Source organism: Carnobacterium inhibens subsp. inhibens DSM 13024, from assembly GCF_000746825.1.
Taxonomy (GTDB): Bacteria; Bacillota; Bacilli; order Lactobacillales; family Carnobacteriaceae; genus Carnobacterium_B; species Carnobacterium_B inhibens.
This window is the reverse complement of the sequence record NZ_JQIV01000006.1, coordinates 1,099,949-1,124,017: the sequence shown is the minus strand read 5'-3', so window position 1 is coordinate 1,124,017 and position 24,069 is coordinate 1,099,949. Positions and strand designations below refer to the sequence as shown.

General features: G+C 34.7%; 21 protein-coding genes. 19 read left to right on the top strand and 2 right to left on the bottom strand.

Annotated features, from left to right (window positions below; all coding sequences use genetic code 11):
- Positions 1-87: 87 nt before the first annotated feature.
- From BR65_RS06485 to BR65_RS06405, 17 genes are all read left to right on the top strand, one after another.
- Complete coding sequence (locus tag BR65_RS06485) at positions 88-1,590, top strand: phytoene desaturase family protein (protein WP_034537390.1); 1,503 nt, start codon at positions 88-90, stop codon at positions 1,588-1,590.
- Complete coding sequence (locus BR65_RS06480; RefSeq protein WP_034537388.1) at positions 1,583-2,995, top strand: aldehyde dehydrogenase family protein; 1,413 nt, start codon at positions 1,583-1,585, stop codon at positions 2,993-2,995. The genes BR65_RS06485 and BR65_RS06480 overlap by 8 nt, the downstream gene beginning before the upstream one ends.
- A 65-nt stretch (positions 2,996-3,060) precedes the next feature.
- Positions 3,061-4,116 carry a glycosyltransferase family 2 protein gene (locus tag BR65_RS06475; RefSeq protein ID WP_244877153.1) on the top strand — a complete coding sequence of 352 codons (1,056 nt, stop codon included), beginning with the start codon at positions 3,061-3,063 and terminating at the stop codon, positions 4,114-4,116.
- A gap of 15 nt (positions 4,117-4,131) precedes the next feature.
- Positions 4,132-4,626 carry a glycosyl-4,4'-diaponeurosporenoate acyltransferase CrtO family protein gene (locus tag BR65_RS06470; protein WP_023178925.1) on the top strand — a complete coding sequence of 165 codons (495 nt, stop codon included), beginning with the start codon at positions 4,132-4,134 and terminating at the stop codon, positions 4,624-4,626.
- Between the two features lie 129 nt (positions 4,627-4,755).
- Positions 4,756-5,562, top strand: coding sequence for a motility protein A (locus tag BR65_RS06465; protein ID WP_156098852.1), 807 nt, complete (start codon positions 4,756-4,758; stop codon positions 5,560-5,562).
- Complete coding sequence (locus tag BR65_RS06460) at positions 5,559-6,305, top strand: OmpA/MotB family protein (RefSeq protein WP_034537383.1); 747 nt, start codon at positions 5,559-5,561, stop codon at positions 6,303-6,305. Before BR65_RS06465 ends, BR65_RS06460 begins: the two co-directional genes overlap by 4 nt.
- 180 nt (positions 6,306-6,485) lie before the next feature.
- Complete coding sequence (locus BR65_RS06455) at positions 6,486-6,932, top strand: CopY/TcrY family copper transport repressor (protein ID WP_023178922.1); 447 nt, start codon at positions 6,486-6,488, stop codon at positions 6,930-6,932.
- A 21-nt stretch (positions 6,933-6,953) separates the two neighbouring features.
- Positions 6,954-9,413, top strand: coding sequence for a heavy metal translocating P-type ATPase (locus BR65_RS06450; protein ID WP_034537382.1), 2,460 nt, complete (start codon positions 6,954-6,956; stop codon positions 9,411-9,413).
- Positions 9,414-9,455: 42 nt separating this feature from the next.
- On the top strand, positions 9,456-9,665 hold the full coding sequence (locus BR65_RS06445) for a heavy-metal-associated domain-containing protein (protein ID WP_023178920.1): 210 nt from the start codon (positions 9,456-9,458) through the stop codon (positions 9,663-9,665).
- 320 nt (positions 9,666-9,985) lie between these two features.
- Positions 9,986-11,323, top strand: a complete 1,338-nt coding sequence (locus BR65_RS06440) for a C1 family peptidase (protein WP_034537381.1) — start codon at positions 9,986-9,988, stop codon at positions 11,321-11,323.
- Between the two features lie 113 nt (positions 11,324-11,436).
- On the top strand, positions 11,437-12,015 hold the full coding sequence (locus BR65_RS06435) for a TetR/AcrR family transcriptional regulator (protein WP_023178916.1): 579 nt from the start codon (positions 11,437-11,439) through the stop codon (positions 12,013-12,015).
- Positions 12,016-12,083: 68 nt separating this feature from the next.
- Positions 12,084-13,208 carry an ABC transporter permease gene (locus tag BR65_RS06430; RefSeq protein ID WP_034537379.1) on the top strand — a complete coding sequence of 375 codons (1,125 nt, stop codon included), beginning with the start codon at positions 12,084-12,086 and terminating at the stop codon, positions 13,206-13,208.
- Positions 13,208-13,891 carry an ABC transporter ATP-binding protein gene (locus BR65_RS06425; RefSeq protein ID WP_023178912.1) on the top strand — a complete coding sequence of 228 codons (684 nt, stop codon included), beginning with the start codon at positions 13,208-13,210 and terminating at the stop codon, positions 13,889-13,891. The genes BR65_RS06430 and BR65_RS06425 overlap by 1 nt, the downstream gene beginning before the upstream one ends.
- Before the next feature lie 237 nt (positions 13,892-14,128).
- Positions 14,129-15,328: a dicarboxylate/amino acid:cation symporter gene (locus BR65_RS06420; RefSeq protein ID WP_023178911.1), complete on the top strand. Its 1,200-nt coding sequence runs from the start codon at positions 14,129-14,131 to the stop codon at positions 15,326-15,328.
- Between the two features lie 162 nt (positions 15,329-15,490).
- Positions 15,491-17,167 (top strand): formate--tetrahydrofolate ligase, encoded by a 1,677-nt coding sequence (locus BR65_RS06415; RefSeq protein ID WP_023178909.1) that lies wholly within the window; start codon positions 15,491-15,493, stop codon positions 17,165-17,167.
- Between the two features lie 34 nt (positions 17,168-17,201).
- Positions 17,202-17,825 carry a cyclodeaminase/cyclohydrolase family protein gene (locus BR65_RS06410; protein ID WP_034537377.1) on the top strand — a complete coding sequence of 208 codons (624 nt, stop codon included), beginning with the start codon at positions 17,202-17,204 and terminating at the stop codon, positions 17,823-17,825.
- A gap of 38 nt (positions 17,826-17,863) precedes the next feature.
- Complete coding sequence (locus BR65_RS06405; protein ID WP_023178906.1) at positions 17,864-18,424, top strand: 5-formyltetrahydrofolate cyclo-ligase; 561 nt, start codon at positions 17,864-17,866, stop codon at positions 18,422-18,424.
- Positions 18,425-18,489: 65 nt separating this feature from the next.
- Here BR65_RS06405 and BR65_RS06400 read toward each other — a convergent pair whose 3' ends face one another.
- Entirely contained in the window at positions 18,490-18,933 is a 444-nt protein-coding gene (locus BR65_RS06400; protein WP_034537373.1) for an acyl-CoA thioesterase, read from the bottom strand.
- A 202-nt stretch (positions 18,934-19,135) separates the two neighbouring features.
- On the opposite strand from BR65_RS06400, the gene BR65_RS06395 reads away from it, so the two are divergent.
- Positions 19,136-20,266 carry an exonuclease SbcCD subunit D gene (locus BR65_RS06395; protein ID WP_034537371.1) on the top strand — a complete coding sequence of 377 codons (1,131 nt, stop codon included), beginning with the start codon at positions 19,136-19,138 and terminating at the stop codon, positions 20,264-20,266.
- Position 20,267: 1 nt separating this feature from the next.
- Positions 20,268-23,327, top strand: a complete 3,060-nt coding sequence (locus BR65_RS06390; protein WP_034537370.1) for an AAA family ATPase — start codon at positions 20,268-20,270, stop codon at positions 23,325-23,327.
- A gap of 57 nt (positions 23,328-23,384) precedes the next feature.
- On the opposite strand, the gene BR65_RS06385 is transcribed toward BR65_RS06390, so the two are convergent.
- Positions 23,385-23,939 (bottom strand): hypothetical protein, encoded by a 555-nt coding sequence (locus BR65_RS06385; protein WP_023178899.1) that lies wholly within the window; start codon positions 23,937-23,939, stop codon positions 23,385-23,387.
- Between the last annotated feature and the right edge of the window lie 130 nt (positions 23,940-24,069).

The following is a 24,069-nucleotide window of genomic DNA, read 5'->3' as shown; positions in this document are numbered from 1 at the left end:
TTGTCCTTGACGAATGAGCACGATGCTTGAGTCTGGGACTTTTCTTATACAATAAATGAGAACACAGTACATGAGGAGTGTTTGAATATGTCATCTCAGAAAAAATCAGTAATTGTCATTGGCGGAGGATTAGGTGGGCTTTCAGTAGCTATTTCACTAGCTCAGAGTGGATATAAGGTATCTCTTTTTGAACAAAATAATCATCTTGGAGGTAAGTTAAACTGTTTAGAACAAGATGGTTTTGGTTTTGATTTAGGCCCATCAATTTTAACAATGCCTCACGTATTCGAAAAACTATTTACAGACAGTGGACGTAAGATGGAAGATTATCTTTCGATCATTCAATTAGATCAACAATGGAGATCTTTCTTTCCAGATGGTACGGTTATTGACCTATATGGCGATTTAGATAAAATGGCTAGGGAAAATCAAGCGTTAAGTGAAAAGGATATGAAAGAATATACAGAGTTCTTGTCTTACGCTAAAAAATTATATGATGCAACTGAAAAAGGTTATTTTGAAAAGGGATTAGATAAAACAGGAGAAATTTTTCGGGAGCATGGGTTAATAGGTTCGATGAAAGATTTTGATTATTTTTCATCTATGTATGATGCTATTGAAAAAAGAATCAGCAATCAAAAAGTCAGAGACATGCTGGCTTACTTTATCAAGTACGTCGGTTCTTCACCATATGATGCCCCAGCGGTATTAAATATGATGATTTATATGCAGCATGCTCAAGGCGTTTGGTATGTTCCTGGGGGGATGCATAAAATCGCTGAGGGACTCGTTAAGCTGGCTGGCGAGTTGGGCGTAGAATTGAATACAGGTAAAGCCGTTACTTCTTTTGTTAAAGATAATCAAAGTCAAATTAATGGTGTACAATTTGCGGACGGCTCTCTAAAAAAGGCCGATTATTATGTTTCAAATATGGAAGTCATCCCAGCTTATAAAAAATTATTAAACGAGGAAACTGACTTTATTGAAAAATTAGAAAAAAGATTTGAGCCTTCAAGTTCTGGATTAGTTTTGCATTTGGGTGTAAATAAAGAATATCCACAGCTTGCTCACCATAATTTCTTTTTCTCAGCTGATCCAGCTAATCACTTTGATACTGTATTTAATAAACATGAACTTCCAGAAGATCCTACTATTTACTTAGTAAACGTGAATAAAACAGATGAAACTCAAACTAAACCAGGACATGAAAATATTAAAATATTGCCTCATATTCCATATATTCAAGACAAACCCTTTACTCAAGAAGATTATCTGCAATTTCGTGAACGAGTCTTAACCAAATTAGAAAAAATGGGATTAACAGATTTGCGTCAACATATTGTGACAGAAGATATGTGGACACCGGATGATATTGAGAAAACCTATGGATCGCATAAAGGTTCAATTTATGGAACCGTTTCTAATCGTAAAAAAAATCATGGATTTAAGCATGCTAAACACAGTGAAAAATATGATAATCTTTATTTTGTTGGTGGAACCGTAAATCCAGGTGGAGGTATGCCGATGGTTACTATGAGTGGTCAACAAGTTAGAGATAAAATCGTGCAACGAGACCAAGAAAATGAGTGATACAACAAGAGTCAATAACCAAAAGATAAACTGGTTTATTATTCAACAACGTCAAAAAAGTAGGATGACAGAAACAAATCTTTCAGATATCCGTTACCGCAAACAACAATTGGCTACTTTTAAGTTAATGTTAGAGAATAATCAAGATGAGTTGCTGAATGCGCTTTATGAAGATTTAGGGAAGTCACCTGAAGAAGCTTACGTTTCTGAAATTGCTGTATTGCTTCAAGAAATCGACTTTATGAAACGTAAACTAACTAAGTGGCAAAGACCTAAAAGGAAACGTCACGTTAGATTAAGTTCATTTAGCAAAACAAGTATTCAACATCACCCTTATGGATCGGTATTGATTATTAGTCCTTGGAATTACCCTTTACATCTAGCACTTCTTCCTGCAATAGGGGCAATAGCTGCCGGGAATAGTTGTTTTATTAAACCTTCTGAGTATGCTCCTGCAACAGCAAAGTTATTAGCAGAATTAGTTGAGAATTATTTTTCACCGGATAATTTAGTGGTTGTCACCGGAGATGCCTCAGTGGCTAGTGACTTATTAGAATTGCCATGGGATTTCATTTTTTTTACTGGAAGTAAAAAAGTGGGTTCAATTGTTTACGAAGCCGCAGCTGCAAAGCAAATTCCGATTGTACTCGAATTAGGGGGAAAGAATCCTTGTATTGTTGACGAAACGAATCTAACTCCGTCAGTTGTTCAGCGAATCATTTGGGGGAAATTTTTAAATGCAGGACAAACCTGTATCGCTCCTGATACGATGTATGTTCATGAATCTGTTTACGCTAAATTTCTTCAACTAGCGGCTGACCAAATTAAAGCATTTTATGGATCTCAACCGATTCACCCTTCACGTTTCGGTCGTATTGCTCATGATAAACAAGTTGAAAAATTAATGGGCTATTTGAAACAAGGAAAAATCTATTATGGTGGACACACGGACACTGCTAATCGATTTATTGAACCGACACTATTAACAGATATCCCAGTTGATAGTTCAATTCTGCAAGAAGAAATATTCGGTCCAATTTTGCCAGTCATTCCTTACACTGATTTAGCAACTTTAGTTCATCAATTGAAATCTTTTCCTGATCCGCTAGCTGTATATGTGTTTAGTAAAGATAAAAAATCCATTCAGTTTTTGAAAAGCGAATTGCGTTCAGGAGCGTTCAGTTTAAATCAAGTGATTTTACATGCTGTCAGCTCGCATAGTCCTTTTGGTGGGGTCGGAGCTAGTGGTTTTGGACGCTATCATGGGATGGCTAGTTTGGATACCTTTAGTTATTTGAGGATGGATTATGAGAATCTCTTGCCTTTCAATATACAGAAACAATATCCTCCGTATCAATCTAATGATATAAACCTTCTTCGTAAATGGAGGCGTTGGTTATTTTAGAAGTAGAAAATATCATCACTATTTTTTGTTTTCTTACAGGAATAGCACTAGTCAGTGGCTTTCTGATGCTTTGGAAAATTCCTTTAGCATTAAAAAAAGACAAACGGCTAAGTGAAGGGAAAACGTTATCGATTATTATACCTGCTAGAAATGAAGCAAATCGTTTACCAAAACTACTAAACTCATTAAAAGAACAATCAACCTATAACGTAGAAATAATAGTAGTCGATGATGATTCAAAAGATCAAACGGTTGCTATTGCTAAACGTTATGGCGTTCAAGTAATAGAAAGAAACAGTACTGAGGAGGGTCTCGGAAAATCCGCAGCTTGCTGGCGTGGAGCCCAAAAGTCCGATGGAGATTGGTTGCTTTTTTTAGATGCAGATACGTACTTTGATGATCAATTTAGTTTACAGCATTTACTAAACACCTATCAATCGGTTGGTGAAAATGGCATTTTATCTTTTCAGCCTTATCACAAAATAGCCCACCTATATGAAAATTTATCTGCAGTTTTTAATATTATTTTAATGGCTGGAATGAATACTTTTACACCTATAGGGGATAAACTTAAAGCAGCTGGATCTTTTGGTCCATGTATTTTGTGTACAAGAGAAGACTATTTTAATGTTGGCGGTCATAAAGAAATACAAGGAGCAATCATGGATGATTTAGCATTAGGGGAGTTATTCGACAAAAACGGATTTCCTGTTCGTTGTTATAGCGGAAAAGAAACCATTTCTTTCCAGATGTATCCAGAAGGAATAAAAGCATTAGTGGAAGGGTGGACAAAAAGCTTTGGAACTGCTGTGCAATCTACTCATCCATTAGTCACATCAATCATTTCAAGTTGGATCAGCGGAAGTTTTTTCTCTGTTTTTGCTTTAATAGGAGCTTTGAATATAGGCCACTTTAACTTAGTACTATCAACTAGCCTTTTGTGTATCCTGTATCTTATGCAGTTTTATTGGCTAGCTAGACGAGTAGGAAACTTTAAGTTTTATGCACTCGTTCTCTATCCGTTCCAATTTTTATTTTTTATTGGATTGTTTGCTTGGTCACTTGTTTTGACAAAAGTTTTTCATAGAGTGAAGTGGCGAGGGCGTAATATAGAAGTATAATGGAGGGAAAACTCAATGCAGCTCATAGAATTATCCGTTTTCTGGACCATCATTACTGATAGTGCAGCATGGCTTTTTTTTCATTTAGCTATTTCTATTTTTACGTTGCATTTACCGAAACATTTTTTCCTAACCACTAACTTTCTTTATCGGACTAGAGAATGGGAAGCGGAAGGACAATTTTGGCAAACACATTTTAACGTTAAGAAATATGCAAAGATCATTCCTGAAGGCTCTCGTATTTTAGGAAGTGGTTTTTATAAAAGAAGGTTAAAGCATAAAGAAACGACTTATTTAGAAACCTTTATACTCGAAACAAAAAGAGCAGAATTGACACATTGGCTTTCAATTCTTCCTTCATTTCTCTTTTTTTTATGGAATCCAGCTTGGGCAGGCTGGGTAATGGTTAGTTACGCTTTACTATTCAATATTCCTATTATAATAGTTCAACGATATAATCGACCGCGGCTTGAAAAAATACTTGCTCGTAAAAAAAAATTCCCATTCTAAGATTCAATGAATGGGAATTTTTTTGGTTTTCATCCTCATTAGAGACTTAATAACGAAAGAAAAAAACCGATATAAGTAATGAAGATATAGGTATTGTTCCGTTGATATTAAAAACTTGGAGGAATTATAGTGGGAGCATTGATTGCATTAATTATTGGATTTGGATCTATGATCATAGGCTTTATGGGAGAAGGAGGACATGTAGGTGCACTTATTTCTTGGACGCCAGCTGTGATCGTTTTCGGAGGTACTCTTGGAAGTGTCTTGTTAGCATTTCCTTTAGAATATATAAAAAATATTGGGAAAATTCTTAAAGTGTCATTTACTGCAAAGTCAAAAGACTTAACGACTATCATTGTTTACTTCAGTACGATAGCTGCTAAAGTAAAAAGAGAAGGCGTATTGAGTATTGAATCTGAAGCTGCAGATAGTTCTGATGTTGATCCATTTATAAAAAAAGGCATTCAATTAATAGTAGACGGCGAATCCTATGAAATGATACGAGACACATTAGAACTTGAAATGGATGCTATAGCAGAGCGTCATAAGACTGGAGCAGCTATTTTTAATTCAGCTGGCGGTACTGCTCCTACAATGGGAATTGTTGGAACAGTATTAGGTTTGGTCCATGTATTAGGTGGCTTAGCAGATGCAGATATGTCTCAACTGGGTGCAAGTATCTCTTCTGCATTTTTAGCAACTCTTTATGGACTGGCTAGTGCAAACTTAGTCTTCCTGCCTATTGCTACTCGATTAAAAAAAATCGCTCAAAAAGAAGAAATGGAAAAGGAACTAATATTAGAAGGTATTTTAATGCTCCAACAAGGCGTGCGCCCTAATCTAATAACTGAAAAATTAACCGGTTTTCTAAATGGTACAGAAATTGTAGTAGACAGCAGCAATATAGAAGAAGGAAAGGCAGTTCCTGAACTATGAGCAGACGAAACAAGAAACATGAAGAAGAACCAGAAAATCATGAAAGATGGTTACTCTCCTATGCAGATTTCATCACACTCTTAATGATATTTTTTATCATTATGTATTCTATGAGTGAAATGGATAAATCAAAATACAATGCTCTGGCTTCTGTTTTCAATGTTGAAATGGGTGGCGGAGATGCAAGTATCGTTGAAGGTGGAAACGGAACTGGAAATGCGGATACTGGAGCAGAAGGAGAATTAACGGAAGAAGAAAAACAACTAGAGGTTAAAGAAGCTGTTGATCAATATATTGATACCAGTGGATTAAACGATAGTGTAACAACATCTATTGAAGAAAGAGGATTAGTTCTCAGTTTTAATGATGCCTTATTTTTTGATAGTGGAGATGCAGAAATTAAGGAAGATCAAAAAAATAAATTTGCAGATATTGGAAGATTGTTGAATCAGCCTGCTTTAAAAGAGAGTTTTATTCGAGTGGAAGGACATACGGACTCTATTCCTGTCTCAAATCCAAAGTATAAATCAAACTGGGATCTTTCTGCATTAAGAGCGAGTAATGTTGCTCAAATTATTATAAATGATGCTGGGATTCAGCCTAACAGGGTTTCTGTCATAGGATATGGGGAATACCGGCCAAAAGCAGATAATAAAACCGAAGAAGGAAGGAATGAGAACAGAAGAGTTGATATTTTGATTTTGAATAGTGAATTTAATAACGCTGAACAAGTAGCACAATAAGGAGTGAGAGAATTTTCTCGCTTCTTTTTTCTATAATAAAAGAAAGAAACAGCACTAAGAATGAAAAATTGGATACCAATTGTAAATCCTAGACATAACTATTGACAAGAAACGTTTACAGATGTAAACTATAGATATAAGAAACGTTTACGAATGTAATCGAATAGGAGGACGAGATAAATGACAAACAAAACTCAGCCAACCATTTCAGATGCGGAATGGGAAATTATGCGGGTAGTTTGGACTAATCACACGGTGACTAGTAAAGATATTACAGAAATAATAAAAGAAAAAATGAATTGGAAACAAGCGACGATTAAAACATTGATTGGTCGGTTAGTTGAAAAGGGAATGTTGAAGACAGAAGCAATCGGAAATAAATATTTGTACAGTCCTTCAGTTACTGAAGAAGAAAGTTTGAAAAGCAAAACATCCGATTTTTTTGAACACCTTTGCAATCGAAAAGTTGGGGCAACGCTAGCAGAATTGCTTAGTGAAGCCACGTTAAGTCATTCGGATGTACAGCTATTAGAAGAAATAATACAACGAAAAAAAATGGAAGCAGTGGATGTTGTATCGTGTAATTGCACGCCGGGCCAATGTGACTGTCAACACTATCATCATTAATTTAAAAAGGAGTGAATGAAAATGATTGAAAAAAACTTTACAATTGAAGGGATGAGTTGTGCTTCTTGTGCTCAGACTGTTGAAAAAGCAACTAAAAAATTGTCAGGAGTCCAAGAATCAACGGTTAATCTAGCTACTGAAAAAATGCATATCACCTATGATGAGGCAAAACTTACGGATAAAGATATTCAAGAGGCTGTCAATCAGTCAGGATATAAAGCAGTAACAAACACAAAACAAAAAAATTATGTGATTGAAGGCATGACGTGCGCATCTTGTGCACAAACAATTGAAAAAGCAGTAGGGAAATTAGCTGCTGTACAAATGGTAAATGTTAATTTAGCAACTGAAAAAATGAGTATCGAATATGACCCTGATCAATTAGTTTTAGCAGACGTTACGAAAGCTGTTGAAGAAGTTGGGTATACAGCACATGAAGAAGTTGAAACAGGGGATGAAATAGATAGAACTCGTGAAAAAAAAGCACAGCACATAAAAGATATGTGGCAACGTTTTTGGATTTCAGCCCTTTTCACTGTGCCTTTATTGTATATTTCAATGGGGCATATGCTAGGAATGCCTTTACCAGAATTCATTGATCCTATGGCAAACGCTGTGACATTTGCTCTAGCTCAATTGGTTTTAACTATTCCCGTAATCATTTTAGGAAGAGAATTCTTTAAAGTGGGGTTTAAGGCTTTAGTTAAAGGGCATCCCAACATGGATTCGCTGGTTGCTTTAGGAACGAGTGCTGCATTCCTGTACAGTTTGATTTCAACTGTAGCGATAGGAATGGGAAATACTCATTTAGCGATGGATCTTTATTATGAATCTGCGGCAGTTATTTTGACGTTGATTACGCTTGGAAAATACTTTGAAGCTCTTTCAAAGGGAAAAACATCTGAAGCAATAAAGAAATTAATGGGTCTAGCTCCAAAACAAGCTAGAATAATGCGTAATGGACAAGAAGTCGATGTAGCAATTGATGAAGTTCAAGTAAATGACCTCATCATTGTTAAACCTGGTGAAAAAATGCCGGTCGATGGAATCGTTGTTGAAGGAAATACTTCAGTTGATGAAGCAATGTTGACCGGAGAAAGTATACCGGTTGAAAAAACAGCCGGCGATGCTGTAATTGGGGCAAGTATCAATCAAAATGGGACCATTAAATATAAAGCCACTAAAGTAGGGAAAGATACAGCCTTATCTCAAATCATTAAATTGGTTGAAGATGCCCAAGGTTCGAAAGCTCCCATTGCAAAATTGGCTGATATTATTTCTGGATATTTTGTACCTATCGTTATTGTATTAGCTGTTATATCAGGTTTAGCTTGGTATATAGCAGGTGAGTCAGGTGTATTTGCTTTAACGATTGCTATTTCTGTATTAGTTATTGCTTGTCCTTGTGCACTTGGGCTAGCAACTCCAACTGCTATTATGGTTGGAACAGGAAAAGGTGCAGAACATGGAGTTTTGATTAAAAGTGGTGGAGCATTAGAAAAAACGCACAAAATCCAAACGATTATCTTTGACAAAACAGGTACAATCACAGAAGGAAAACCTGAAGTGACAGATATTGTAGCAGTGAATGGGATGTCCGAAGAAGAACTGCTGATCCTTGCAGCTTCTGCTGAAAGAGGATCAGAACATCCATTAGGAGAAGCGATTGTTCATGGGGCAGAAAAGAAAGACTTGTCTCTTTTTAAAACTCAAACGTTTAATGCACTGCCAGGACATGGAATTGAAGTAACGATTGAGAATCAATCGCTATTATTAGGAAATAAAAAACTAATGATAGACCATGGCATTTCGATAGATACAGTAGAAACAGTTTCCGATACGTTGGCTGGTGAAGGGAAAACACCAATGTACATTGCTAAAGATGATCAAATTGTTGGGATTATTGCCGTTGCTGATACAGTAAAAGCAAATAGTTTGAAAGCTATTGAAAAATTGCATAAGATGGGATTAGAAGTAGCGATGATCACTGGTGATAATAAACGTACAGCCCAAGCAATTGCAAAACAAGTCGGTATTGATCGTGTATTAAGTGAAGTACTTCCAGAAGAAAAAGCAAACGAAGTGAAAAAATTGCAAGCTGAAGGAAAGATCGTTGCGATGGTTGGTGATGGAATCAATGATGCTCCAGCTTTAGCTCAAGCAGATATCGGAATTGCTATTGGATCAGGTACAGATGTAGCTATGGAATCTGCTGATATTGTGTTGATGAGAAGTGATTTAATGGACGTATCAACAGCCGTTGAATTAAGTAAAGCAACCATCAAAAATATCAAAGAAAACTTATTTTGGGCATTTGGATACAATGTATTAGGTATTCCAATTGCGATGGGTCTATTGCATGTTTTTGGTGGACCATTATTAAATCCTATGCTAGCTGGAGCGGCAATGAGTTTCAGCTCAGTATCTGTATTGATTAACGCCTTGCGCTTAAAAAGGTTCAAACCCTCTTCTATTAAATAGAAAAGAGGTAAAAAAATAAAAATAGAAATGGAGCGATTACTAATGAAAAAAGAATTGACCATTGAAGGTATGAAATGTGAAGGTTGTGCCAGCACAGTAGTTGAAAAAATTCAAGCTGTTGAAGGAGTTGAACGTGTAGCAGTTGATTTAGCTACTAAACAAGCTATTGTGGAAAGCCAAACAGACATTGATGAAGCGGTTTTTAATCAAGCATTAAGCGATACAAATTATGATGTAGTAAGCAGTAACTAAAGTTTAAAAACTCACTTTTCTACGGAAGAGTGAGTTTTTTTGTTCACTTTTACGTGGACCCCGCTTTGACGAATAAGTGAGAATTTTTTTTATTCAACTTTTACGTCAAAGGTCGTTTCATGTAAGAGTAGTACCCGTTGTATGATATGTAATCAAGAAAGGCTAGGAAAAAAAGTTGAATTAAAAGGGAAAACAATTATATTTTGATGAAATAGACCATTAAAATAAGGACAAGTTTAATTAGTACTCTAAATGAAGCAGCTTGCTAAATAAGCCAAAGAAGAGTAACCTATTAATTATTATTTAGGGGAGGAATGAAGATGGGAATCAATAACGAATTATTAACGAAATTTAAAGACCAATTTGATGGCAATAGCAGTAACCAAGTGATCAAAGGTGCAATTGCAAAAGTTGGTATTGATGATGCTTCTTTAGACAATAATGTTTTAAGAAAGCACTCTTTTGAGTTTTCAAATGAAACAAAACGCGGCACAATAACAAATCAAAAATCTAGTGGACGCTGTTGGATGTTTGCAGCATTAAATACAGCTCGTGTAGATACAATGAATAAGTTAAATATGGAAAGTTTTGAGTTTTCACAAAACTATACCTTATTTTGGGATAAATTAGAAAAAGCAAATTATTTCTTAGACAGCATTTTGGAAACACTTGACGAAGCCCAAGATTCTAGAATTATTTCTCATCTATTGATGGATCCAGTTCAAGATGGAGGACAGTGGGATATGTTTTCAGGTCTGTTAGAAAAATATGGAGCTGTTCCTAAATCAGTTATGCCGGAAACCTTTCATTCTTCTAATACAAGAAAATTAAATTCAATACTGACATCTAAATTAAGAGAATTTGCTTGTCAATTACGTGAAGGTTACCAAGCAGGATCAACACAAAATGAACTAACGGCTAAAAAAGAAGATATGTTGTATTTTATCTATACAGTTTTAGTGAAAGCTTTAGGAGAAGTTCCTGAAACATTCACTTATACGTATCGAAACAAAGATGATGAATACTGTCGCATCAAAGATATTACACCACAAGCTTTTTTCAAAGAGTATGTAGGTTGGGACTTAACTAGTTTAGTCAGTTTGTTGAATGCACCAACAGAAGATAAACCATATGGAAGAGCTTACACCGTTAAGTATTTAGGAACCGTTAAAGAAGCTAAACCGATTCAATACATCAATGTTCCGATCCAAGTACTAAAAGAAGCAGCAGTTGCTTCAATTAAAGATGGACAACCTGTGTGGTTTGGCTGTGATGTGGGCAAAATGTCGATAAGAGATGTTGGGATTATGGATGAACACAGTTACAATTATGAGTTGACATTGGGTGAAGATAGCGGTTTGTCAAAAGCTCAACGCTTAGATTACGGAGACAGCTTATTGACCCATGCGATGGTTTTTGTTGGAGTAGATTTAGATGAACAAGGTCAACCACAGACTTGGAAAGTCGAAAACAGTTGGGGAGATAAGTCTGGTAAAAAAGGGATTTTTTCTATGAGTGATAAATGGTTTGAAGAATTTAATTATCAAATTGCAGTAGACAAGAAATACATTCCTGAAAAATGGTTAAAAGCCTTAGATGAACCCATTATCGAATTAGAACCTTGGGATCCAATGGGTGCTTTAGCATTAGTTAGATAAATGGATACCAAGAGTTGAGGGATTTGTCTCAGCTCTTGGTATTTTTGCTTTTTAGCAGATGAGAACATGGTATAATCTATAGTAGAAAAGAGAAAATGAAAGGATGATTTTGGATGGTAAGAGAAAAGAAATTTTCAACAGAAGATATTTACGTACAGACTCATAATCTTCTGATAAAGGAAGGATATGAAAAATTTTCTTTTAGTCTGCTAGCTAAGTCATTAAATGTTTCAAGAGCGGCTATTTATAAGTACTATACGAATAAAGATGAACTTATTACGGACTATTTAATAAAGCAAATGGAACAGATGATGCGGGATTTTAATCAACTAACATGGTCTGTAGACTATTCCAATCAATTTGACCAATTATTCGAGCTGATATTCAATTATCGAGATACGCATTTGATCTCAAATGATATACCAAAGAAAACCCTAATTAGTCCTGAAAAACAACTACAAAAAGAGGCGATTTCTAAAGAAGTGCATGGCCATTTTTTAAATTATATACAACAATTTATCCAGACGGGTAAAAAAAATGGACAGATAAAAAAAGAAATACCCGATAGTTTAATTGTGGGTATTATTTTTCATAGCATTAATATACCTGATCGTTCTCAATTAAGTTTGCAAGAAAAAGCTTATTTTATTAAGATGATCATAAAAAATGGTATTTTTGATACACCAAAGTGACACGAGTGTAACTTTGGTGTATACTACTCATTATAAGGATAAATATTCAAAGAAATGGGGTAGGATAAATGTTTTTAGCATTAAAAGAATTAAAGCACTCCAAAGGAAAATTTATGATGATTGGTTTAATTATCGTATTTATTTCGTGGCTCGTGTTTGTATTATCTGGTCTTGGAACAGGATTATCTGATTTAGCAACTTCGACGTTAAAATATTCTGAGGCAGATTATGTTGTTTTTGAAGATGAAACAGATTTTAGCTTTTCTAAATCGATTCTTCCCGAATCGTTAGAGAAAGAAATAGCAGAACAAAAAGGTGTAGAGTCTGTTGCTTCTATGGGGACTGTTTCAGCTTCGATTCGTTCAGCTGGCAGTAATGAAGAAAATGCAACAAAAGTTGATGTTCTTATAGCAGGCATTCAACCCGGATCGTTCATGGAGCCAAGCGTTCGTTCTGGTGAACCATTGGCGTCAAGTAATTTAAATGGTGTAATCGTAGATGAATCATTGAAAGAAGATGGATTTTCATTAGGTGATACATTAGCAATCAATGGATCTACTGAAGAGTTGGAGATCATTGGTTTTGTTGAAAATGAGACTTTAAACCATCAACCGGTTATTTTTAGTCAGCTAGATAAATTTCGTGCTATCAAGTATGCTGCACCTGGTTCAGATAATGGAATAGAAAATCCAGTTAATGGAATTCTAGTTCAAGGAACGGATATAGATGTGGAAGTCGTAAATGAAACAATCGATGGGATTGAAATCGGTACAAAAGACGAAGCAGTGAATGCAGTTCCTGGCTATACAGCTGAGAATGGAACGATCATGATGATGCTTTGGTTTTTAATCATTATTTCGGCGTTTATCATAGGTGTATTTTTCTATGTTTTGACCAACCAAAAAACACAACAGTTTGGTGTATTAAAGGCTATTGGAGGAAGCAACTGGTTTGTTATTAAAACAGTTATTTCACAAGTTTTTATTTTATCAGCGGTCAGCATCTTAGTAGGGATTGGACTGACATATATGACTGCAGCATTACTGCCAGAAGGAATGCCGTTTAATTTGCAACTTCCTATGGTTATTATCTATAGTGTTGTTTTACTAGCGATAAGTGTATTAAGTTCGTTATTTTCTGTAATGAAAATTTCAAAAATTGATCCGTTAACAGCCTTAGGGAGGGTGGAATAATGTCTGGTATTCAGTTGAAAAATGTAACAAAACGTTATAAAGATAGTGAAAGTGAAACCATTGCTTTAGATCATGTTTCGTTGACTGTAAATAAAGGAGAGTTTGTGGCGATTATTGGACCGTCTGGTTCAGGAAAAAGTACCTTTTTATCCATTGCTGGAGCTTTATTGCAGCCTTCTGAAGGAGAAGTGTTTGTAAAAGACAGAGCTATTTCAACTTTAAATGAAAAAGAATTAGCACACGTTCGCTTAGAACAAATTGGCTTTATACTCCAAACATCTAACTTAATCCCTTATTTAACAGTGTTAGATCAACTCTTAGTAGTTGTTAAAATGAAAGGTGCGATCACTGAAGAATTGAAACAAACCGCTAGTGAATTGCTGACAGATTTGGGATTAGGAAACAAACTGAAAAAATTCCCTAACGAATTATCCGGTGGTGAAAGACAACGAGTGGCTATTGCACGTTCTTTTATGAATGATCCAGATGTTATTTTAGCAGATGAACCTACAGCTAATTTAGATACGGCGCGTGCTTATGAAGTGGTCCAATTGATTGCAAAAGAAGTAAGATCTCGTAATAAAGCAGCTATCATGGTAACGCATGATGAGCGTATGCTGAAAGATTGTGATCGAGTATACCGTATTGAAGACGGTGTACTGAAAGAAGAAAAAAATGTATAAGCAATAAATTCGAAAAGTAGATAGTTAACCATTAGCTGGCATCCATTCGGTAGTATTCTGAATAGATACCAGCTAATTTTCATGATTTAATAAATAAGCAACTATTATTTTTAGGATAAAAGAACTATTTTTAATTAAAAAATGGTTAGGAATAAAAATGTATGTTAGGATAATGAAGGAAGAATTTATTGTAAAAAGTAAATTTTTTTTTTTTTAATAAAAGGAGTGTAAATAAGAATGAAAAGAATCAAATTAGGATTAGTAACTAAGTTGCTAATAGCTATTATTTTAGGTATTATTTTTGGACAGTTGGATTTTTTGCCAGATTTTATTATTCAAATACCCGTTACGATTTCTTCACTATTTAGCAGTGTACTAAGTTTTATTATCCCATTAATGATCATTGGTTTTGTAGTAGTAGGAATTGCCGATTTGACACAAGGAGCGGGTAAATTATTAGGTTTAACAACAGTGTTGGCTTATGCTTCAACGTTAATTGCTGGGATGATTGCATACTTTGTTGCTGTAAATCTATTTCCTTTATTTATTGATGCTAGCTTAAGTAAGGCTGTAGTTGGGGATCAACCAAGTCTTGAACCGTTATTCTCTATACCAATTGAACCTATGCTGGATGTGACTTCGGCTATTGTTTTTTCATTTATGTTCGGTATTTGTATTTCTTGGTTAAAAGGACAAGGCAAAGGGGAAACGATGTACAACTTTTTTAGTGAATTTAGTTTGATTATCAGCAAACTGCTTAATTCATTTATTATTCCCGGATTGCCATTTTTTATATTTGGTAATTTTGTAAATTTGAGTTATACAGGAAGTGTGTTTTCAATTCTTTCTATTTTCTGGAAAGTCTTTGCGATAGTCATTGGTTTACAACTGATTTTAGTATCGCTCTTCTTTGTTATTGCAGGGTTATACGCGAAAAAAAATCCTTTTACAATGATTAAGAATCAAATTCCAGGATATGTGACAGCTATTGGAACGCAATCATCTGCGGCTACGATTCCAGTAAATTTAGAAGTTGCTAAAAAGAATGGTGTATCAGCTCAAATTCGTGAGTTTGTTATTCCTTTATGTGCTACGATTCATTTATTAGGAAGTATTGTGACAGTAACATCATGTGTAACAGCTGTATTATTGATTTACAATATGCCGGTACATTTTGGAATGATGGCAGGATTTATTGCGATGTTGGGAGTAGCTATGATAGCAGCACCAGGCGCACCAGGTGGAGGCATCATGAGCGCTTTACCGTTTATGACGATGGTTGGTATTGATCCAACGGGGGTGTTGGGAAATCTATTGATTACATTGTATTTAACACAAGATAGCTTTGGAACAGCAGCAAATATTTCTGGAGATAATGCCATTGCTGTAATCGTAGATAAAGTATACTATAAACACATTTTAAAAAAATCCAATTAAAGACAGGCGAATGTACTTCTCTTAAGTACATTCGTCTTTTTATGTAAACAATAAAAATCAAAAAATATTGAGAGATTTTACAATACTATAAGGAATAAAACCAGAAAAATGATAGTATAGAGATAAGAATATTGAGTTTAAGACTAGGCGGAGGGATTACCTATGGAATTTAAAAACGATGTAACGATTGCACAAGAAGCCATTATGGAACCAATAGTAGAAGTGGCTGAAAAATTAGGAATAGACAGTGAATCGATTGAACAGTATGGGAAATACAAAGCAAAGATCAATGAAATAGAAATTGCTGATTTAGATACCAGAAAAGAAGGAAAATTGATCTTGGTAACGGCTATTACGCCTACACCAGCTGGGGAAGGCAAAACAACTACTGTCGTAGGCTTAGGAGACGGACTTCAAAAAATAGGCAAGAAAGCAGCAATTGCTTTAAGAGAGCCTTCATTAGGTCCTGTATTTGGGATGAAAGGAGGTGCAGCTGGAGGCGGGTATGCTCAAGTCGTGCCGATGGAAGATTTAAATTTACATTTTACAGGTGACTTTCATGCCATCAGTGCAGCTAACAATTTACTAGCGGCTATGCTGGATAACCATATTCATCATGGCAATTCACTAGCTATCGATACACGAAACATTACGTGGAAACGAGTAGTAGATATGAATGATCGCCAATTACGTTTTATCGTTGATGGTTTAAACGGCAAAACAAATGGTGTTCCGCGTGAAGATGGATTTGATATTACAGTTGCTTCTGAGATCATGGCAATCTTATGTTTATCCACAGATATGGAAGAAATGAAAGATAAACTGAAAAGAATCATCGTAGGGTACACTCATGCAGGACAGCCCGTTACAGCTGGTGATTTAAAAGCACATGGAGCAATGGCTGCACTATTAAAAGACGCACTGAAACCGAATTTGGTCCAAACATTAGAACATACGCCTGCTTTTGTTCATGGCGGTCCATTTGCCAATATTGCACATGGCTGCAATAGCATCAAAGCAACGAAATTGGCTTTGAAATATGCTGATTATGTCGTAACGGAAGCCGGTTTTGGAGCTGATCTAGGAGCAGAAAAATTCATGGATATTAAATGCCGGTTATCAGGATTGGAACCATCAGCAGTCGTTGTTGTCGCAACAGTTAGAGCTTTAAAGATGCATGGCGGCATGTCTAAAAAAGAATTGAATAAAGAAAATCTTTCAGCCCTTGAAAAAGGATTACCTAATTTAATGAAGCATATTGAAAACATGCAAACTGTTTTTGGAATGCCAACCGTTGTAGCCATCAATAAATTTCCAACGGATACAGCTCAAGAATTAGCTTTGGTAGAAGAAAAATGCAAACAATTAGGGGTAAATGTTGTTTTATCAGATGTTTGGGAAAATGGTGGGAATGGTGGTCAAGCTTTAGCTCAAGCGGTCGTGAAACTTGCAGATCAAGAAAGTACTTTAACATATGCCTATGAATTAGAAGATTCGTTAATAGATAAAATGACTAAAGTTGTTCAAAAAGTATATGGCGGTGAAGGGATTGTATTAGCTCCTGGAGTAAAAAAAGAAATCAGTCGTTTAGAAACTCTTGGATTTGGGGATTTACCTATATGTATGGCAAAAACGCAATATTCGTTTTCAGATGATAAAAATAAATTAGGGCGTCCAGAAGACTTTACAGTTACGATCAAAAAGGTAAAAGTTTCTGCTGGAGCAGGTTTTATTGTTGTTTTAACGGGTGATATTATGACGATGCCGGGATTACCAAAAGTACCTGCAGCAGAATCGATTGATGTTCTGTCTGATGGAAGAGTCATTGGATTATTTTAATTTCTTATTATAAGAATGAAAGGTGGTCATAGCAATGAAAGAACAATCTATTGAACAATTTTTAACAGATTTGTCAGCAAAAAAATCCACTCCTGGAGCAGGCGGTGCAGCAGCGTTAGTAGCAGCCATAGGATCTGCTTTAGGCAGTATGGTGGGCAACTTTACCATCGGAAAAAAGAAGTATGAATCTGTTCAACTTGAAGTTCAGGAATGTGTACATGAACTGGAAAAGATAAAGATGGACTTAGAAGATTTGATCCAAAAAGATGCGGACGCTTTTTACCCTTTAGCACAAGCTTATAAACTGCCAAAGTCAACTTCTGCAGAAGTAGAATACAAAGAGAATGTTATAGAAAAGACTTTGGTTGGAGCAACAACTGTGCCAATTGAAATTATGGAGAAAGCGGTACGAGCAATCGAGATTCTTGGAAGCTTATCAAAAATTGGAAATACGATGCTGATAGCAGATGCAGGAACCGGAATACTTTTCTGCAAAGCGGCTTTAGAAGGGGCTAGTCTTAGTGTCTACGTCAATACTGCTGAAATGAAAAACATGCAAAAGAAAGAGGCTTTAAACCAAAAGGCCGATCTTTTAGTAGAGGAAGGATCTTTTCTTGCGGATAAAGTATACAAAAAAATCAAATTTTCTTATAAATAACCCCATTAATCAAAATAAATGGACAGAAAGAGGAAGCAATGACAAAAAAAATAGATAAGCAACTATTGCGTCAGCAAATGATTTCTTTTTTGAAGAGCATTTCTTCAGAAGAAAAAGTAGCAATCGAAAGAAAATTGGAAAAAAATTTATTTGAATCTGAAGAATGGAAAGAGGCTAAAAGAGTTGGGGTTACGCTTTCTCAAGGATTTGAATGGAATACATTCGGTATTATCGACCGAGCTTGGCAAGAAGGTAAAATCGTTTGTGCTCCAAAATGTATTCCAAAGGAAAAAGCGATGACTTTTTATGATTTCACAAATAGAGAACAACTGGAAAAAGGCTTTTACAATCTCATTGAACCAAAACCTCTTGAGACTACAGAAGTGTCTAAAAAAGAAATTGATTTAGTTTTAGTACCAGGACTGATTTTTGATGAAAAAGGTTATCGAATCGGTTTTGGTGGTGGGTATTATGATCGTTTTTTAAGCAATTTTCCCAATCGAACTGCTGCGCTTATATATTCAAGACAGTTAACTTCAAAATTGCCTATTGAACCTTTTGATATACCTGTTCAAAATTTAATTACTGAAAAAGGATAAGATAAATAAGCCCAAGAAGACAAAAGCAACCTGTCTTCTTGGGCTTATTTGATTTTTTTAGATGTCTATTTTGGAATAGATAAATCAACTTTTAAATAAGAATCGAATAAATCATATAATTTAGGCTGTTCTTTTTTCAATGAAAAAGGGCGGTTTTCTTTGTTTAAGAAACAGTGTTTGCTTTCTCCAGTTGTTCGTAATTCACCTGTAGCTTTATCCACTATACGATACGAAATAGTCAGTCTAATCCCATTGAACTCTTCGATTTTAGGAATGATGTACACTCGATCATTGTAACGAACCATTGATTTGTAAATGCAATTTATCGCTAGAACGGGTACGATAACACCTGATTCTTCCATTTTAGCATAGCCAAAACCCATCTGGTCTAATAAATTTGTTCTGGCTTCTTCAAACCAGCGAATATAATTTGAGTGATGAATAATTCCCATTTGATCCGTTTCATAATATTGAGCTTGGTGTTCATATAAGTCAAAATGTCTTTCCATGTTTATGCCTCATTCCTTAGTACTAGTTAATAATAGGATAGCATAAATGAATGGTTTTTTTTCAATAAAATAAAACGAGAAAGATCAGAATTTGTTTTCGCTAGCTGGTGTTTTCAAAGGATTTTTCGTAGTATACTTCTTGGTAGAAGAACGTTAAAAATGGATGCTGTTTTTATAACAATGTCACTAAAGGAGAGTACCTATGCGATTATTACATACAGCAGACTGGCACATTGGAAAGATCGTCAATGAATTTTCTATGTTGGAAGACCAGGAATATTTTCTAGATCAAATGATTAAAAAGTTAAAAACAATAGAATTAGATGCATTGATTATGGCTGGCGATTTATATGATCGTTCTATGCCCTCAAAAGAAGCAGTGTCTTTAGCTAATAAAGTGTTAACAAGACTGATTCAAGAAGTAAATGTACCGGTCTTAGTCATAGCAGGGAATCATGATAGCAGTGAACGAGTGGAATATGGAGCAGACCTTTTAGCCACTAATCGTTTGTATATTGAAGGAACAGTAAAAGAAGTGACACGCAAAGTAACCATTAAAGGAGTCAACTTTTATTTACTGCCATTTGCTGACTATGCATACACTAGAGAATTGTTACAAGTTGAAACGATTAAAAGCTTAGAAGACGCTACTAGAGTCCAAATTGAAACGATAAAAAAAGAGATGGATCCTGAAGAAATAAATGTGCTTATTGCACATGGCTATGTTATAAACTTAAGCAATGATACTTCTGAAACGACAGATTCTGAAAGACCCTTAAGTATTGGAACCGCAGAATATGTTAGTGTTGAGTTATTTGAAGATTTTGATTACGTTGCTTTGGGACACTTGCATAAAGCTCAAAAAGTAAAATACGATCGAGTTCGCTATAGTGGGTCATTATTAAAATATTCTAAATCAGAAGCTCGACATAAAAAGCAATTGTCACTTGTTACGTTAGAAAAAGACCATGTGGAGATTGAACCGATCTATATTAAACCAAAAAGAGATATGCGTATTGTTAAAGGATTATTTGATGAGATAATGGAACAACAATCAGAAGATTATCTATTTTTTGAATTGCTAGATGGAAATTTTGTCATTGATGCAATGAATCAATTGAAGCGTCGTTACCCAAATGCAATGGGTTTGGAATACGTTGCTAAGAAAGAACGAGAAGAAAATTCATCCATAAAGCATCAAGAACAATTGGAAAAATTATCTATTCAAGATATTTTTGCTGATTTTTATACACATTATAAAGAAAAAAATTTAACAGATGAGCGCAAAGACATTATTGACAATATATTGCATCAAATGGAAAGAGGAGAATAAAGTGAGACCATTAAAGTTAGTTATGAATGCTTTTGGCCCTTATAAAGAAAAAGTGGTAATTGATTTTACTCAATTCCAACAAGAAACGCTCTTTTTAGTAAGTGGGCCAACAGGAGCAGGCAAGACCACCATTTTTGATGCCATTGCATATGCACTATACGATGATGCTAGTGGGACAAGCCGAGGAAAGGATTCTTTTAAGTCACAATTTGCTTCTGATGACATACTCTGTTTTGTAGAGCTGGAATTTGAAATAGCTGGGAAAAAGTATTTTATAAAAAGAAGCCCAGCACAAAAAGGACCAGGAAAGAATGGGAAATTAAAGAATTGGTCTTCAGAAGTTGAATTTCACCATAATGGTACTGTTACTACTAAAATTAATGAAGCAAATAAAGAGATTCAAGAATTGCTTTCATTGTCATATGAACAATTCAAACAAATAGTAATGCTGCCGCAAGGTGAATTCAAAAAAATGCTGGAGTCTAATAGTGCCGATAAAGAAAAGATTTTTCGAAATATTTTTCAAACTGACACCATCAAGGAATTTCAATCGATTTTAAAAGACCAAGCAAATAATCTGAAACGTGAAATAGATCAAAGTGAAAATACGCTGCAACAATTTGTAGGAATGATCAATAAAGACGTTAATGAAACATTAAAAGAAGCGATTGCCTTTTTTGATGTTCCAACAATTTTAAAAGAATTAACGGCTTTAGTAGAAGATTACCAAACAAAGATTGGTACATTAGAAAACGAGTTGTCAGCCTTAAATGGAAAATATCAGACAAATCAACAAAAAATCGAATGGTTAACGAGATTAGAGTTTCTTGAACAGGAAAAAAACTCTTTAGAATCAACTAAAGAGTTGATAGAAGCAAAACGATTAGAGATAGAGTTGGCAAAAAAAGCCGAAACTTGTTTGGAAGCAAAAAAACAAGTTGAATCCTTAACCCAACAAAGAATGTCTATTGAAAAAGAATTACTGGAAGAACAAAAACAATTGGTTGATATTTCAGAGCAATTCATAGAAGCAAAAAACCGTTATGAAATTTTACAGACTGAATACAAAGACCTGCCTGCTAAACGTGAATCTTTGACCGATTTAAAAGAGCAAGAAAAACAACTCAATGAACAAGTGACTAAAGAACAGGCAAAGGTCTCATTAGAAAATGAAAATGAAGAAACGCAACAACTAATTGTCTTGCTTACCGATCAAGTTATAAGGGAAAATGAACAGCTAGATAAAATAGATTATGAATTAAAAGAAATCCAACTAGCTAAAGTAAGCATTATGGATAAACAACGTGAGGCAGCTAGACTGCAGCAAGAAGAACACCAACAGATAAAAGAACAAGAAGCGGTAATCGATTTTTGTGAAAATCTAGAAAAACAAACCGTTAAAGTAGAAGCGTTTCAAGAAATTGAATATGTCTTTACTCAAATTGAAAAAAAATACCAAGAAAAAAGAGTAGTATACAATCGAAATCTTGCGGGTATATTAGCTGAGGAGTTGGCAGAAAATGAAGCATGCCCGGTATGTGGTTCTCTTCATCATCCTTCTCCTGCCAAATTAGCGAACGATACAATCTCAAAAGAAGCCTTAGAAACGGTAGAAGTAGAAAAAAATGAACTTGGAAAGCAATTTGATCGACTATCTATTGAACTTCAGGGTTTAAATGAAGTGATTCAAACAAGTGAAGAAAAGCTATCTATTCAACGAAGCGAGGTATACGAGAAACGAGCTAAACTTGATGAGCTAGTGTCTGAGAATCGTATAAAACAAGACAGAATTACAAAAGAAATCGCTGCTTTGCAAAAAATAATGGACAAGGAAGAGCAAGTAGAAGAGCAAAAACAAGAAATTTTACAACAAATAAGAGAAAAAGAATCGAAAATCCAAGTACTTAGATCTACGATACAACACAATGTGAAACGGATAGATGAATTAAAAAAAGACATCGATACTCTAAAAATAAGAACAAAATCTAGCAGTCTGTCTGAAATCCAAGCACAAATCGACAATAGAATAAAGGAAATAACAACGATTGAGCAGGAATACGAAGAAGCTCAAGAACAGAAAAGTACATTAGAAAGACAACAAACTCAGTATCAAACAAGTACAACATCTTTTGAAAAGCAGCTAAGTTTATTACTTGAACGTGAGGCAGATTTGAAAGAATTGTTCCATCAACAGTTAAAAATAAATCAATTAGATGATACGTTTGAAAAATATGTAGTGAAAAAAGAACTAAAAGAACAAATGATTGAGGAAATAGAATCATTTGATAAGAAAAGTTGGGCGAATCAAGACGCTATTTTGGAGCAAAAAAGAAAACTTGAAAAAGAAGGAAGTAGTCACTCTATTGAAGTGTATCAATCTCACAATCAAGAAATAGAAAACCACAGCAGAACATTAAAAACACAACAACATGAGCTGATTGGAACGGAAAAAACGGTTCAATCTATTCTTTCTCAAATTCAATTGAACTATCAGACAAAAAAAGGGCAACAAGAAGAATACCTCATGTACAAAGAGTTAGCTGAGATTGCTAATGGATCTAAAGAAACAGAGTATATTTCATTCGAACGATATGTATTAGGGATTTATTTTGAAGAAATTATTGAAGCTGCAAATAGTCGATTTACACAAATGACTAATAGTCGTTATTCGCTTATTCGCAATAAAGAAAAAACAAAAGGAGCGGGTCCTAAAGGCTTAGATCTAGATGTCTTTGATAATTATACAGGGATGAAAAGAAGTGTGAAAACTTTGTCTGGCGGGGAAAGTTTTAAAGCTTCTTTAGCACTGGCTTTAGGTCTAAGTGATGTGATTCAAAATCATAGCGGTGGAGTGAGCGTAGACACTTTATTTATTGATGAAGGTTTCGGAACATTAGATACAGATTCATTAGATAGTGCAATTGAAACATTGGTTGAATTAAACCAAAGAGGTCGTTTGGTTGGAATTATTTCTCATGTAGAAGAACTAAAAACAAGAATCCCGGTTCATATTAAAGTGACTAAATCATCAAAAGGCAGTTATGCTGAAATTAAAGTGTAAAAAAAGGATCGAGATTTTTCTCGATCCTTTTTTGTCTATTCAAATAAATTCATTCGTTCAGTAAGACATCTGAGTTTTAGTTTGTTCTTCAGAAGTCGTTAAAAGATAATCCAATAATGAGCCAGAATAAATTTGTTCAAATAATGGGACTTTGCTTAAATCTTCTGGTGTAACAAAGTAGGATTCTTTTTCAAATTGATAGATGTCACTTTCTTTAAGAACAGAGGCAACAAATTGAGAACAAAAGAAAGCATCACTTCGATCAAAATCAATATTTAAAGCTAAAGTAACTAACCCAATTAAGTTAAAGCGGTAAAGATCTTTCGTTTGATTGTAAAACGATAAAACATCGACTAAACGGTCGTATTGCTGTTCAGATACTTCACAAGAATAAATAGCACATTGTGCTCTTAAAAAATAATGGCGTGATAAATCTTCCTCTATAAATCCACCTGAAAAGGGATTGTAAGCATGTTTTCGTCCAAAACTATAAGGTTTTAGTAATCCTGGTTCTAATGCAAGAGAAGCATGATTGTATTTTGCTTTAGTATATAGTTTGATTGTTCTAGAAAGAACAGTATTCGTATCCGTTAGCATTAAGTAAATTTTCATTACAAGACCTTCATTTCTTTTACTTAGTTATTCTATCCAATTAAATGACCTAAATGTTTAATAGCTAAAAAATAAAAAGTATGGGTAATTATACCAGTTCTTTTTTAGTATACATGAAATCAAAAAAAAT

Coding starts and splice junctions, on each gene's coding strand:
- BR65_RS06480 (WP_034537388.1), top strand. CDS start 1,583: ATGAGTGATACAACAAGAGTCAATAACCAAAAGATAAACTGGTTTATT.
- BR65_RS06475 (WP_244877153.1), top strand. CDS start 3,061: ATGCTTTGGAAAATTCCTTTAGCATTAAAAAAAGACAAACGGCTAAGT.
- BR65_RS06450 (WP_034537382.1), top strand. CDS start 6,954: ATGATTGAAAAAAACTTTACAATTGAAGGGATGAGTTGTGCTTCTTGT.
- BR65_RS06420 (WP_023178911.1), top strand. CDS start 14,129: ATGAAAAGAATCAAATTAGGATTAGTAACTAAGTTGCTAATAGCTATT.
- BR65_RS06385 (WP_023178899.1), bottom strand. CDS start 23,939: ATGAAAATTTACTTAATGCTAACGGATACGAATACTGTTCTTTCTAGA.
- BR65_RS06395 (WP_034537371.1), top strand. CDS start 19,136: ATGCGATTATTACATACAGCAGACTGGCACATTGGAAAGATCGTCAAT.
- BR65_RS06435 (WP_023178916.1), top strand. CDS start 11,437: ATGGTAAGAGAAAAGAAATTTTCAACAGAAGATATTTACGTACAGACT.
- BR65_RS06460 (WP_034537383.1), top strand. CDS start 5,559: ATGAGCAGACGAAACAAGAAACATGAAGAAGAACCAGAAAATCATGAA.
- BR65_RS06405 (WP_023178906.1), top strand. CDS start 17,864: ATGACAAAAAAAATAGATAAGCAACTATTGCGTCAGCAAATGATTTCT.
- BR65_RS06485 (WP_034537390.1), top strand. CDS start 88: ATGTCATCTCAGAAAAAATCAGTAATTGTCATTGGCGGAGGATTAGGT.
- BR65_RS06410 (WP_034537377.1), top strand. CDS start 17,202: ATGAAAGAACAATCTATTGAACAATTTTTAACAGATTTGTCAGCAAAA.
- BR65_RS06430 (WP_034537379.1), top strand. CDS start 12,084: ATGTTTTTAGCATTAAAAGAATTAAAGCACTCCAAAGGAAAATTTATG.
- BR65_RS06400 (WP_034537373.1), bottom strand. CDS start 18,933: ATGGAAAGACATTTTGACTTATATGAACACCAAGCTCAATATTATGAA.
- BR65_RS06425 (WP_023178912.1), top strand. CDS start 13,208: ATGTCTGGTATTCAGTTGAAAAATGTAACAAAACGTTATAAAGATAGT.
- BR65_RS06440 (WP_034537381.1), top strand. CDS start 9,986: ATGGGAATCAATAACGAATTATTAACGAAATTTAAAGACCAATTTGAT.
- BR65_RS06415 (WP_023178909.1), top strand. CDS start 15,491: ATGGAATTTAAAAACGATGTAACGATTGCACAAGAAGCCATTATGGAA.
- BR65_RS06470 (WP_023178925.1), top strand. CDS start 4,132: ATGCAGCTCATAGAATTATCCGTTTTCTGGACCATCATTACTGATAGT.
- BR65_RS06455 (WP_023178922.1), top strand. CDS start 6,486: ATGACAAACAAAACTCAGCCAACCATTTCAGATGCGGAATGGGAAATT.
- BR65_RS06445 (WP_023178920.1), top strand. CDS start 9,456: ATGAAAAAAGAATTGACCATTGAAGGTATGAAATGTGAAGGTTGTGCC.